The organism is Paraburkholderia sp. SECH4 (assembly GCF_030511745.1).
GTDB lineage: Bacteria > Pseudomonadota > Gammaproteobacteria > Burkholderiales > Burkholderiaceae > Paraburkholderia > Paraburkholderia madseniana.
Map to the genome: position 1 here is coordinate 136,356 of NZ_JALOCP010000010.1, position 12,188 is coordinate 148,543.

Annotated in this window: 9 protein-coding genes and 1 pseudogene; 5 read left to right on the top strand and 5 right to left on the bottom strand. The window is 61.7% G+C overall.

All coding sequences use genetic code 11. From position 1 onward, the window contains the following. The first annotated feature begins 131 nt into the window (after nucleotides 1–131). The 4 genes from M0D67_RS16335 to M0D67_RS16350 all read left to right on the top strand — a co-directional run bounded on the left by M0D67_RS16335 (nucleotide 132) and on the right by M0D67_RS16350 (nucleotide 5,412). The gene (locus M0D67_RS16335) at nucleotides 132–428 is read left to right on the top strand and encodes a type II toxin-antitoxin system MqsR family toxin (protein WP_168435899.1); all 297 of its coding nucleotides are present in this window, start codon (nucleotides 132–134) and stop codon (nucleotides 426–428) included. Nucleotides 429–430: 2 nt separating this feature from the next. Beyond that, entirely contained in the window at nucleotides 431–832 is a 402-nt protein-coding gene (locus M0D67_RS16340; RefSeq protein WP_154565318.1) for a type II toxin-antitoxin system MqsA family antitoxin, read from the top strand. 114 nt (nucleotides 833–946) lie between these two features. Continuing rightward, nucleotides 947–1,726 carry a DeoR/GlpR family DNA-binding transcription regulator gene (locus M0D67_RS16345; RefSeq protein WP_154565319.1) on the top strand — a complete coding sequence of 260 codons (780 nt, stop codon included), beginning with the start codon at nucleotides 947–949 and terminating at the stop codon, nucleotides 1,724–1,726. A gap of 200 nt (nucleotides 1,727–1,926) precedes the next feature. Beyond that, nucleotides 1,927–5,412 (top strand): DEAD/DEAH box helicase, encoded by a 3,486-nt coding sequence (locus tag M0D67_RS16350; protein ID WP_154565320.1) that lies wholly within the window; start codon nucleotides 1,927–1,929, stop codon nucleotides 5,410–5,412. A gap of 675 nt (nucleotides 5,413–6,087) precedes the next feature. Here M0D67_RS16350 and M0D67_RS16355 read toward each other — a convergent pair. The 4 genes from M0D67_RS16355 to M0D67_RS16370 form a co-directional block, all read right to left on the bottom strand. Then, entirely contained in the window at nucleotides 6,088–6,219 is a 132-nt protein-coding gene (locus tag M0D67_RS16355) for a porin (RefSeq protein WP_233465025.1), read from the bottom strand. 281 nt (nucleotides 6,220–6,500) lie between these two features. Further along, the gene (locus M0D67_RS16360) at nucleotides 6,501–8,144 is read right to left on the bottom strand and encodes a glycoside hydrolase family 32 protein (RefSeq protein WP_266239185.1); all 1,644 of its coding nucleotides are present in this window, start codon (nucleotides 8,142–8,144) and stop codon (nucleotides 6,501–6,503) included. Nucleotides 8,145–8,185: 41 nt separating this feature from the next. Beyond that, nucleotides 8,186–8,437: a GntR family transcriptional regulator gene (locus M0D67_RS16365; protein WP_154565323.1), complete on the bottom strand. Its 252-nt coding sequence runs from the start codon at nucleotides 8,435–8,437 to the stop codon at nucleotides 8,186–8,188. A 147-nt stretch (nucleotides 8,438–8,584) separates the two neighbouring features. Beyond that, nucleotides 8,585–10,165, bottom strand: a complete 1,581-nt coding sequence (locus M0D67_RS16370) for a glycoside hydrolase family 68 protein (RefSeq protein ID WP_154565324.1) — start codon at nucleotides 10,163–10,165, stop codon at nucleotides 8,585–8,587. A gap of 501 nt (nucleotides 10,166–10,666) precedes the next feature. On the opposite strand from M0D67_RS16370, the gene M0D67_RS16375 reads away from it, so the two are divergent. Further along, complete coding sequence (locus M0D67_RS16375) at nucleotides 10,667–11,677, top strand: substrate-binding domain-containing protein (RefSeq protein ID WP_154565325.1); 1,011 nt, start codon at nucleotides 10,667–10,669, stop codon at nucleotides 11,675–11,677. A gap of 208 nt (nucleotides 11,678–11,885) precedes the next feature. On the opposite strand, the pseudogene M0D67_RS16380 reads toward M0D67_RS16375, so the two are convergent. Further along, a pseudogene (locus M0D67_RS16380) lies at nucleotides 11,886–12,185 on the bottom strand (DDE-type integrase/transposase/recombinase); the annotation flags it as partial. Nucleotides 12,186–12,188 lie beyond the last annotated feature (3 nt).

Below are 12,188 nucleotides of genomic sequence, written 5' to 3' on the forward strand. Positions count from 1 at the left end.
CAACAAAATTTGGCAAAAAACAACGATCGATTTGGCTGATGTGGGATCAAAGGGGATCGCGGATACGTCGGCAACAGACGGCCGCGCTACCTTTTTATAACCAAGTAGGTTAATATCAATCGGAGGCAAGAGTGGAAAAAATTACGCCTCACTGCAAATTGGCCGATGTCCAGGACTTGGCGCGTGCAGGGAAGATCAGAATCACGAAATCGGCCGTGATTGGGGCTGCGGCACTCGGCTTCGGGCCTGCAGCGATTGTCGAAACGGTGATGTCCCTTGATCGGCGTGCTTTCAGAAAAAGCATGACCACGTACGCGGACCATCGGGTCTGGCAGGACGTCTACTGCGCCATGACTGAAGCCGGCATGGTCTATTTGAAATTGACGGTGGTCGATGACGTCCTCGTCGTGTCATTCAAGGAGTGGTGAGCATGAAATGCCCGAATTGCGGAGCAGCCGAACTGGTGCGCGATACGCGCAATATGCGCTATGTCTACAAGGGAGAGACAGCCGTCTTCGAGGCCGTCACCGGCGACTATTGCCCCGCGTGCGACGAGGCGGTGCTCGACATGGACGAGGCGACCCGCACGGGTCAAATGATGCTGGCCTTCAACAAGGAGGTGAATGCATCTCAAGTGGATCCCGCCTTCATTGCCGCCGTCCGCAAGAAGCTTGAACTGGACCAGCGAGAGGCGGCGGAAATTTTCGGCGGCGGGGTGAATGCTTTTTCGCGGTACGAGAATGGCAAGACTAGGCCGCCGCTCGCGCTCATCAAACTGTTGAGAGTACTGGATCGGCATCCCGAGTTGCTGGCGGAAGTAAGGGCAGTTTGAGCTTTAGTGCGGCTTTAGCGTGCCGATTGTGGATTTATATGGGAATGCGTTGAGATTTCTTGGCGAACTATGAGGTGTTTGCTAGACTGAGCACCGTCTCCCGGTCTCGATCCTATGTTCTCCACCCAACGCCAAGCCGAAATCCTGCGACTCGTCCGCGACGAGCGCACCTGCACGATCACCGATCTTGCCGGCCGCTTTGAGGTTTCCGACGAGACCATCCGCCGCAATATCAAGCCGCTGATCGCGGATGGCCTGCTCATCAAGGTCCATGGCGGCATCATGCTGCCCGAGCGGCTCGACGAGCCGCCGTTCCAGCGGCGCATGGTGGCAAGCCGCGAGGGCAAGCAGGCGATCGGCGCGCGCATCAGCGAACTCGTGCGGGACGGCGACTCGCTGATCCTCGAGGGCGGCACGACCTGCCTGCACATTGCTCAAGCGCTCACCGCGCGCTCGCGCCTCACGGTCGTGACCAATTCCATCGAAGTCGCCCGCGTGCTGGCGCCGCGCAACGGCAACCGCGTGTTCATTGCGGGTGGCGAACTGCGCGCCGACGACTCCGCCGCCGTCGGCGACAGCGTGCTTGCCTTCCTGCGCCAGTTCCATGTGCGCTACGCAATCGTCTCGGTCACCGCGATCGACCTGCAGGGCCGTTTCATGGACGCACTGCCCGCCGATGTGGCGTTTTCGCTCGCTGCCTTTGCTCAGGCCGAGCGGCGCGTGGTCGCGGCGGATCACGCGAAATTCGGCCACAGCGCGCTAGTACATGCTTTCGGTGCGGATGCGGTCGATCTGCTGGTCACCGATGAGGCGCCAACGCCTGCGCTCGCTCAGGTGTTCGCGGCGGCGGGGCTGGAAGTGAGCGTCGGGGCATCCAGCGACCCCGCACTCTGAGCGAAGCCAGGCCATCCGTCCCTTGCACTGCATTGAAAGCCGTCTCCACAGCTAATTTCGTCCGACGCGTAAAATGGCCGGTTACCACGGGCAATCTATGCCGGGCTGAAACTGTGCGGGCAGTCGCCATTCATCGCCGCCGCGCCACTTCTGCGTCCGCGCACAGTTGCCCCCGCCGGCTTGAAAAGGAATGGACCCTGATGTCGTCAGTTTTCTTCGATCGGGAACGGATTACGGAATGGCTGGGTGACCACACCGTCGCCAAGGCGCGCTCAGTCGGCGCCGTCACGAACGTGAAATGGGACGGCGCCAAGCTCAGCGGCTACGTGCAGGGCTCACGAGTGCTGCCCTATCACACGCGGGTGCGGTTTCGTACCGATGGCGGCAGACCTTGGGCGCAGAGCGAATGCAGTTGCCCGGTCGGCCGCAATTGCAAGCATGTCGCCGCGCTGCTGCTCGCCGAGCTCGAGTATCACGACGAGATGGACCACATCACCAACGTCGACAGTGACATCGACGCCGATGAGCGCTCGTCCGCCGGTTATCCGCAGGCGTCGTCCGGAACAGCGATGCAGCCGCCATCTGGCGTGCGCCCCGAACTGGTCAGTTGGCTCGAGCGTTTTCGCGCGCGAGCCGAAGCCGCCGATGCGGTTGCCCAGAAGGCGGCCGCCGCACGTACCCAAACGCTGGCCTACCTGCTGAACTGGTCCAAGTTCCACATGCGCCACGAAGTCGTGTTGTACCGGGCGCACTGCAATCCGGACGGCACGATTGTCGAAGTCGACGAGCCTTGGGGCAATGTGGAAGCCGCCTTACTCAAGCAACCCAGGTTTGTCTCCGACGAAGACCTGTCGATCCTGCGCGGGCTTTGGCTGGGCCGCTCGCGCGAGGATTTCGGCCAGTTCATTCTGCGCGGCACCAGCGGCGCGGAGATGCTGCAAAAGCTGATCGCCACGGGGCGCCTGTTCTTCGAGCTCAAACCGGCGCCGGGTCACGAGGGGCCGACGCCGCTGTCGCGCGGCGCCGACCGGCCCGGGCGGATCGAATGGGAGCCGCTGGCGGACGAACGCCTGCGGCCTGTCCTGTGCACCGAACCGCACGCCACCATGGTGCTGCCCACCGAGCCGATCTGGTACGTGGACGGCGTCGCCAATGAAGCGGGCATTGTCGAATCGTCGCTGCCGTTCCAGCAGTTGCCCGATTACCTCGCCATGCCGCCGATCTCGCTCGCCGAAGCGCCGCTCGTCGCCTCGGTGTTGCGTGAGATCGCGCCCGATTTGCCGCTGCCGCCCACGCACGACGCCTCCGCGATCCGCGTGATCGACGTCGATCCCGTGCCGGTGCTCACGCTCAACAGCCACGCGCTGCCATCAACGGCCAAGGCGGGGCAGCGCAAGTCAGAGGCCGTTGAACTGGCCGGTGTCAGCTTCGATTACGACGGCGTCAGCATCAATGTCGATAGCAGCGTCACCCTCGTGCCCATGCCGGGCGGCGACGTCATCCATATCCGCCGACGCTACGAAGCCGAAAAGAAGCGCTTGCTCGAACTGCGCAAGACCGGGCTGCAGAAAGTGCCGACCAGTCGCGTGTACGCATCGCGGCTTTTGCCGGACACAATGCTCGGTCTGCCCGATGCCGAATCCTGGTCCGCCTTTGTCAACGACGCTGTGCCGGACCTCGTGAGCAAAGGCTGGCGCGTGACGATGGCGCCGGAGTTCCGCTACAACATCATCGAGATCGACGCGATCGACGGCACCGCGCAGCAGGCGGGCGACGGCTGGTTCGATCTGGAGATGGGCATCCGCATCGGCGAGCGCAATGTGCGGCTCGAGCCGCTGCTCGCCGATCTGTTCCGGCGCGACCGGCGCTGGCTCGGCGGCGCGCTTGAAGCCATCGCCGACGACGAACCGATCGAGTTGAAGACCGAAGAAAACAAACGCCTGCGTTTGCGCGCCGACCGGCTGAAGCCGGTGGTGCGCGTGCTGGTCGATCTGTTCGACGCACTGGGCGGCACGTTGGCCGACGGCGCGCCGCTGCGGGTGCCCTCCGTCGATGCGGGCCGCCTCGAAGCATTGAACAGCACGGGCCGCTGGCAATTCCAGGGCGACGATTCGATTCGCCAACTGGCGCAGCGTCTGCAGGCCGGCCCGGGCTTGCACGAGGTGCCGGTACCGCGTGGTTTGAAGGCGGAACTGCGCGCGTATCAGCAGCAGGGCCTGAACTGGATGCAGTTCCTGCGCGAACACGATCTGGCCGGCGTGCTCGCCGACGACATGGGTCTCGGCAAGACCGTGCAGACGCTCGCGCATATCCTGGCGGAGAAGGAAGCCGGACGGCTCGACCGTCCCGCACTGATCGTCGTGCCGACCACGCTCGTGCACAACTGGCGCGAGGAAGCGCGCCGCTTCGCGCCCGACCTGAAAGTGCTGATATTGAACGGCCCGCAGCGCAAGGAGCGTTTCGAGCAGATCGGCGAGCACGACCTGATTCTTACGACTTACGCGCTGCTGTGGCGCGATCAGAAGGTGCTCGCCGAGCATGACTATCACCTGCTGATCCTCGACGAGGCGCAGTACGTGAAGAATGCCAGCACCAAAGCCGCGCAGGCGATTCGCGGATTGCGCGCGCGGCATCGGCTGTGTTTGACGGGGACGCCGTTGGAGAATCACCTCGGCGAACTGTGGTCGCAGTTCGATTTTCTGTTGCCGGGCTTTCTCGGCAGCCAGAAAGACTTCACCAAACGCTGGCGCAATCCGATCGAAAAGAACGGTGACGGCGTGCGCCGCGCGCTGCTGGCGCGCCGCATCCGGCCGTTCATGCTGCGCCGTCGTAAGGACGAGGTCGCGAAGGAGTTGCCGGCCAAGACCACCATCGTCTGTTCAGTCGATCTCGAAGGCGCGCAGCGTGATCTATATGAAACGGTGCGTACGGCAATGCAGGAGCGGGTGCGCGCGGCGGTCAGCGCGCAGGGCCTCGCGCGCAGTCACATTATCGTGCTCGATGCGTTGCTGAAGCTGCGCCAGGTTTGCTGCGATCCGCGTCTCGTGCGGAAAATCAGGGTTGACGAGGCGCCAGGCGAACCAGGCGAACCGGGCGGGAAGCGCAGCAAAGTGGAAAAAGCGGAAAGGGTCGAAAAGGGCGCACGTGTCACGCGTTCGGCCAAGCTAGATTTGCTCCTCTCGATGCTGCCTGAATTGATCGAGGAAGGACGCCGCGTGCTGCTGTTCTCGCAGTTCACGGGCATGCTGGCGCTGATTGCCGACGCGCTCGAGGAAGCCGCGATTCCCTACGTCATTCTGACTGGCGACACGACGGACCGCATCACGCCGGTCGAGCGCTTCCAGCAAGGTGACGTGCCGTTGTTCCTGATCAGCCTGAAGGCGGGTGGCGTGGGTCTGAACCTGACCGCTGCGGATACCGTGATTCATTACGACCCGTGGTGGAATCCCGCCGCCGAGAATCAGGCGACCGACCGCGCCCATCGGCTGGGGCAGGATAAGCCCGTATTCGTCTACAAGCTGATTGCCGCGGGCAGCATCGAAGAAAAGATCGTGGAGTTGCAGGAGCAGAAGGCGGGACTCGCCGACAGTATTCTCTCCGAAGACGCCGCCGGCGCCGCCAAGTTCTCCGACGACGACCTCGACGCGCTATTCGCACCGATGCCGGAGATTGAAAGCGGCAGGTGAAAAGTGTGGGCCGCGCCTGCCGCGGAGATTCTGACGGCGGCGCGACGCACCCCCAAAAGCGCCAGGTTCGCCGCCAATCCGCCAGTCTTTTAATTTCAACCAACCGATCTAACAATTCTTAAACGATTGTGTTGCGCCTTATTCAGTGGGAATGTTGGGAGAAGCCTACGCTAGAACCAACGCAGGGCAACGTAAGTGTCTTCCGTCGGAGTTGAAAGCCAGGTTCCTTGCGAAGACTGTGAATTTCACTGCGGGGAAAAGCTTTGTAGAACCCCTGCCGTAGGGCCTGCTCTGGACTGATGTCTTTGACGTCAGTCGGTGCCACGAGAGGACTCGAATTTTATGTTTAAGTACTTGATTGTGAAATAAAAAATTTCAAGATCTGCGTTAGATTTACGCATGTGTATACGCAAAATTACCGAGCCCTCCGGAATGCTGTTCCGTGGCGAATAGTGCCGAGCGCCTCGACTCCGGGCAGGCTCTACAGCTTGGGACGATTTATTCCTTTCGTGGGGTGCAGGTGGGAGGAGGTTCAAATCCTCTCGCCCCAACCAAAGAAATCAAGGCCTTATGGATGCATGTCCATAAGGCCTTTTTCGTGTGCGCCCAGCATGGGCGCATTGCCGGAAGCCAGATCGTCGGGCTGTGCGGTGCGAGCAACTGGCGGTACGACGCTTACTGCCGCCCGCCCGTGGTCGAGCCGAGCGTCGTCGTACTGCTCTGATAACCGATGCCGGTGCCGACGATACCGTGCAGCGTGACGCTGCTTTGCGCCATCTCCGGTAACGCGGCGAGCGTCAACGACACGGTCCGACTTGTGCCAGGCACTGCTCGAAGGGGTCTCAATGAGCGCCTCGCTTCGGTTGGCAAGAAAGCTCCCGCACGAACCAGCCGATCCACGCCTTCGCGACGTCGGCGCCAAACGGCATTTGAGTCACCAAAACTGTTTTCTTGAGCGCTGCCGTATGGGTGACCTATCGGTGGTGTTTCACCGGAGAGGCCATCCTCCCTCCAGAATTCTTCGCTGGCACTCCGCATCAAGCTGAGTTTGGGCCGAAACCGGCTAAACCTCGCAAGAAGAACGTCTGCTAGCGCGCATGCAGGGTGCTGCGCGGATCGGGAAGGTCGGTAATGGATATATCGCTGAATGTCGCCGTGCCGTTGTCGGCGAAAAGGGACAGGCGATCGTCGTCGAGTGCAGGGAAGATCAGATCCGTCACGACGATTTCGCCGCCACCCGCAAACACTTCCACCGAGTTCCTGTCGGCCACAATAGTGAGGCGCAACTTCCCGTTCTCCAGTGGCAGATTGACGATGTGCTGTTTGCTGAACGCATCCGAGAAACCGGTTTCGCCGGAGCTCGAACGGTCGAGCGTCAGCGTCTGGCTACTGGTGTCGTAGAAGATGCGGGTGCCAGCAGCGCCATTCGCCGAACCTCGCACGATGAGGCCGGCACGCTGTGCGGAACGCGGCGTGATTGTCAGGTCGACGTTTTGCACGGTGCCTCGCGTGGACGGCGCGAGTTCCTGTGTGCTGGACGAAACCGTGCGCTCCTTTATGCGCGTCGTGGAACCTTCGCGTACGAGGGACGCGTATTGCTCCACCGGCTCGAACGTCAGTCGCGGCATGCCGTCGACCGTCGTCAGCGACAGCACGCGGGGAAGCGCCATCGCACCCTTCCACGGAGCGGTCGGTATGCGGGCCGCGTAGTCCCAGTTGCTCATCCAGCCGATTGTGATGGCTTTGCCGCCCGGCGCGCCGGCGAAGGTTCCCGCCGCGTAATAGTCCGCGCCGTGGTCGAGCCATTGATATCGTGAAGGATCGGAGCCGGCCGGCGGCACGTGCTCCGGCGTGAACGTCCTGCCGTCGAAACTGCCGACGAAATACATCGCGCCGGACCCACCGGCAATCGACCATGGGTTGACGTTGACGATCATGACCCACTTCTGATTGTGACTGTCTCCATCGAGAGGAAGCGGGAAGAGATCGGGCATCTCCCACAATGACCCTTGATGAGGAATGTCCGGAAGCGTGAAGTCGCTCAGGAACGTCCAGTTAATGAGGTTGTCCGACCGGTACATTTTGACCACTTGCGCGTCGGCGACGACGGTAGTCATCAACCAGTACCCACCCGGCTCGTACCACGAAACCTTAGGATCGCGAAAGTTATTCGATTCCGGGTTGAGCGTCAGCACCGGATTGCGAGAGTACTGCTGCCATGTCTGGCCATCATCCAGACTGTACGCGAGCGACTGAGCCTGGGTGCCCCGCGGATGTCCAGATCCAGCCTTGTACGCGCTCGTATAAAGCGCCACGAGTGGCGATGAATTCGCGGGTCCCAATCCGGCGGTGTTGTGCGTGTCGACGACGATTGAGCCGGAAAAAATCTCCTCGGTCTGATTCGCGCGCATCGCGACCGGTTGCTCGGTCCAGTGGAGGAGATCGCGGCTGGTGGCATGTCCCCACGACATGTCCCCCCAGACATTTGCATTCGGGTTGTACTGATAGAACAGGTGATAGACGCCCTTGTCGTAGACCAGGCCGTTGGGATCGTTCATCCAGTTGCGCTGGGGCGTGTAGTGAAGCGCGGAGCGCCATTGCGGCGTACCTGAATCGCCTGCGGCCGGCAATGGGTACGACGCAGCGTTCTCTGTAATTGAAACCGTCAGCGCGGCGCACAGCAGCGACGACAGAAGGCGCGAGTGGCGGAAGGGGCGTCGCGAGTCATGCATGAGTTGTTTTCTCCTTGCAGCGAGCTGAAAGCATCATCTGCTCAGGCCGGTTGCCCGAGAATGACCGTGCCGCTGCGTTTGCTGCCGGCCGTCAAGCCGCGGCGCGCCGTTTCGCGCATCGCGCGGTTCACCGTGTTCACATGAAGGCCGAGGAAATCGGCGAGCAGGCGTTGCGAGGGTAGTCTGTTGCCCGCCTTGATGTGTCCAGCACGGATCGCCGTTTCGATTTCGTCGGCCACGGCTAGATAGGCCGGCCCGCGGTGGGCAGACAGGTTGGGAATCCAGCGGTTCATCGTTGCATCGTTTATTCGGTGGATGCGGTTGCGACTGGGCGAGGGCAGACCACTTCTGCCTGCTCTCGCCGTGTCAGCGCCGCTTATCCGCCGGAATTACCGCAGCCGGCTGCGGCGCCGAAGCGCAAACCGCCGGAGGCGCCGTGATCACCGGCCCTGGCCGTTGCCTGGCGCGGCCGTGGTCGCTGGGATATCGCCGTAGCCGCCGAGCCCACCGTTGCCATAGGTGCGATCCACGGTCGTGGACGCGCCGTCGATCCGGATCTTCACCGTCGGCGCCAGGGTGCCGCCGCGTCGCGAACCGATGGCGTCGATGAACGACTCGACGAGGCCACCCGGCATGACGTAGTGCGAATAAGACTGGAACGCGCGCGGATTCTGGTTCGGATCTTCCGCGTAAGGCGCGCCGACTGGCGCGTCGAAGTCGGTCGGGTTGCCGAGCGCGAGACCGCTGCCGCCATTCAAGGGCAGGAAGTCGCTGCGTATGCCGTTGCCCACAAAGCCGTACACGCCGTCCGGCCCGTCTACACCAGCGGCCATCGTCGCGCGGTGGCTGATTGTGAAGAGGTAGTACTTGCCGTCCTTCATGTAGATCTGCGGGCGTTCCGTCTGATCGTCCACGCAGTTCGCGGACAACAGCGGCGGCAGGAATTTCCACTGGGTGAGCTGTGGGTTGGTCGCGATGGCAAGGCCGACGTTCGCCTTCTGGTACACCGCGCCCGAGTTCATCACCGTATTGAGGTCCTCCTTGTACGGATCATTGGCTGCATAGCCGAGGTCCGCGTCGGTACACGTCCGGGCGCCGCGGGGGCCGCCCGTGTTGCCTTCGAACACCATGTAGGTCTTGCCCGGATGCGCGGGATCGGTGAAGACGAACGGATCGCGGAACGAGTAGTAGTCGTTCTGCTGACCCGTCTGATACATCGCCCCATCGGGCTGAAGCAGGGCCTCGTGGTCGTCGAAGCCCGTGAACCAGACGTGCGTGTCGTCTGCGTGAATGTGTCCGTCCGCGCGCGAAATGATCGCGATTGGCGGCGTGATGTCCGAGCCGCCTGGCGCCGAGCGGTTGAACGACAGCGCCGTGTAGTAGAGGCTCACATTGTCGCCGTGGATCAGGCGCGCGGAGCCGGACCATTCCGCGTTGTTGGTCATCGGTGCGTTGCCGAATACCTTGGCGCTCGCACCGTCCGGGAACAGGTGGCCGCCCCATGTCCAGCCGCCGTTGGCCGGACGCTGGGACGCCGGAATGCCCGCGCGGCGATAGAAGAAGCCGATGCGTGCATGCACGTGGCGATCGTCGAACGTGTAGCCTGCGTGCGGATCCGCTGTCAGCGAGAAGATGATTTCCCAGCCCTTGAAGCTCAACTGGTTCGCACTCAGATCGGCCAGCGGCCACGTGTCCCATACCCACACGTTGGAATTGATGAGTGGAAAGTCCTGCGGAATGTCCGGCATGGTCAGCGACGCAGGCAGCGAGTTCTTGTCCACCGCGCTTGCCGTATGCGACTGCGCCTTGATCTGACGGATGTCAGCGCGGGTCCAGCGCATGGTGAAATTGCTTTCCGGGTCATAGGCCTGCTGCGTGTGCGGCGTCGGCGCAGGAAAACCCGGCACCGACGACTGAGCCAGCGCGGGTGCCGCCGCGGTGACGAGCAGGGAGCCGCAAACCACGGTGGAACGCAGGCGGGCACGAGTCGACAGGGATTGGGAGGATCGGAGTCTGTTCATCGGGTGTCACATCCTAAGGTAAGTGCGCAACGAAGGCTGCCCGAAACCGCCGGAACAGCGGAAAAGCTGCCATTTGACTTATTAGCTATCCGAAATATCTGATTCAGTATCTCGAGATACCGGGTACTGGAGACAACAGAAAGCTCACTGCGGCGAAACAATGAAATGAACTACGCTTGTCGGCTCCGCCCGCCCTTGCTTTCAGGTGGATGAAGCTGGAGCGTTCCGGCAGCCGAATGCAGCAATTGTTCGCCGCAACAGGGCCGCCGGACTGTTTTTTAGCGGGCCAAAGATGGTCTCTCGCGCGCCCGTGTCAGGATGAACGGCTCCAATTTCTCGAAGCCAGTATCTTTCCAAACCGGTTTGGATCTTAGTTCAAACCGGTTTGGATTGTCAAACGCGTTTGTGGGCTTGAGGTAACATGGCGACTGGCCGGGGGCCGGGAAATCCAGCTCTGCAAGGGCGGTCACGTGCAAAACAGGAAATTCCAAGGGTGGAACTTTGAAGGTGAGTCTGAAAACGCTGTCCGATTCGCTCGGACTTTCCCGCACGACCGTTAGCCGTGCGCTAAACGGATACGACGACGTCAATGAAGCAACGCGCCAGCGGGTCATCGAGGCGGCGCACGCGCTGGGCTATCACGCGGATCCGACCGCTCGCCGGCTCGCGACAGGCCGCGCCGAGGCAGTGGGCATGATCTACCCGTTTGGGACGGACGATCTTGGCGATCCGCGCCTCGGGGAAGTGGTGGCCGGCATGACGGAGCGCCTCGGAGAGAGCGACCTGGACCTGATCATCGTCTCTGCCCGGCCGAATGCGGAACTCGAAACGTACCGCCGCCTGGTCGAAAACAAGCTGGTGGATGGTCTGATCGTGGCGCGGACTCAGATCGACGATGCACGCATCCAGTTCCTACAGGCACGCCAGTTTCCGTTCATCGCCTATGGACGGACGAACAGCCCTGTGCCTTATGGGTGGTTCGACTTCGACAACGAAGCCGGAGCCCGGGCTGCGGCACAACGTCTGATTGCCTTCGGCCATAGAAGGATTGCCTTGATCAGTGCGCCGCTTACGATGAGCTTTGCGGCACAACGGCGCGCCGGATTTCTGAGCGCGCTAGGCGAGGCGGAGATTCAGTCGGAGGCTTCGCTGATGATCGAGGGCGCGTTTGACCGGGTGCACGCTTACGAAGCGACGCGTGCACTGCTTGAACTTGCCGAACCACCAACCGCGTTGCTGGTGGACAACAACATTGCCGGCGTTGGCGCGTTTCGCGCGATCAGAGACAGCGGCAAGCAGCTCGGCACGGACATCTCGCTGATTGTCTATGACGGTGTGCCGTCCGACGTCGCGTCACCCCGCACGGTAACGTCCATCGTGCAGCCGACAGGGCACTCGTCCGGCAGAATCATTGCTGAACTGATTCTGGATGCGATAGCAGGCAAGGGGCATGCGCACCGGTTGGCACAGCCGCATATCGAGCCTGGCGACACCGATGGGCCGCTTACTTGACTACGTCCGCCGAATCCACAAAACACGGGGTTCACAAAAAGGCATACGACGAAAAGGAGCGCGCTCGCTATCGAGGGCGCTTCGTCGCTTGAAGTCAACGGCGCTGTTACGTTGACGGGGCGACGGCGTAAAAACTGCTGGGAACGTGTGTTGGTTGTGTCGCAATAAGGCCGGCAAGGCTAGAAAGCGGTGCCATGCTAGGGATTCCTTACATGACCGGTGAATTGAACTGCTCTGCGGCAGTTCGCGTGACGCCATCAGCTTTCATCTGCCCTTTCCTGATCATATGCATCGTTTCGATGCCCGACAGGATGATGCGGGCACAACTAAAATTCTTGAATCCCAGCATCGGTCGGGTACGGCGCTTGATCGCCCGGTGGTCCTGTTCGATGAGGTTATTCAGATACTTGTTCTGGCGGACCTTGATCGGCGTGTCGCGCTCGGCATTGAGGGCCTCCAGCGCAGCCAGATTGGCGCCGCTTTTGTCGATCGTTACCGTCTCGGGTTTTGT

What these genes read in the sequence shown, in the direction of transcription:
- M0D67_RS16360 (WP_266239185.1), bottom strand. Translation starts at nt 8,144, where the DNA reads ATGCATGACTCGCGACGCCCCTTCCGCCACTCGCGCCTTCTGTCGTCG.
- M0D67_RS16370 (WP_154565324.1), bottom strand. Translation starts at nt 10,165, where the DNA reads ATGAACAGACTCCGATCCTCCCAATCCCTGTCGACTCGTGCCCGCCTG.
- M0D67_RS16365 (WP_154565323.1), bottom strand. Translation starts at nt 8,437, where the DNA reads ATGAACCGCTGGATTCCCAACCTGTCTGCCCACCGCGGGCCGGCCTAT.
- M0D67_RS16345 (WP_154565319.1), top strand. Translation starts at nt 947, where the DNA reads ATGTTCTCCACCCAACGCCAAGCCGAAATCCTGCGACTCGTCCGCGAC.
- M0D67_RS16340 (WP_154565318.1), top strand. Translation starts at nt 431, where the DNA reads ATGAAATGCCCGAATTGCGGAGCAGCCGAACTGGTGCGCGATACGCGC.
- M0D67_RS16350 (WP_154565320.1), top strand. Translation starts at nt 1,927, where the DNA reads ATGTCGTCAGTTTTCTTCGATCGGGAACGGATTACGGAATGGCTGGGT.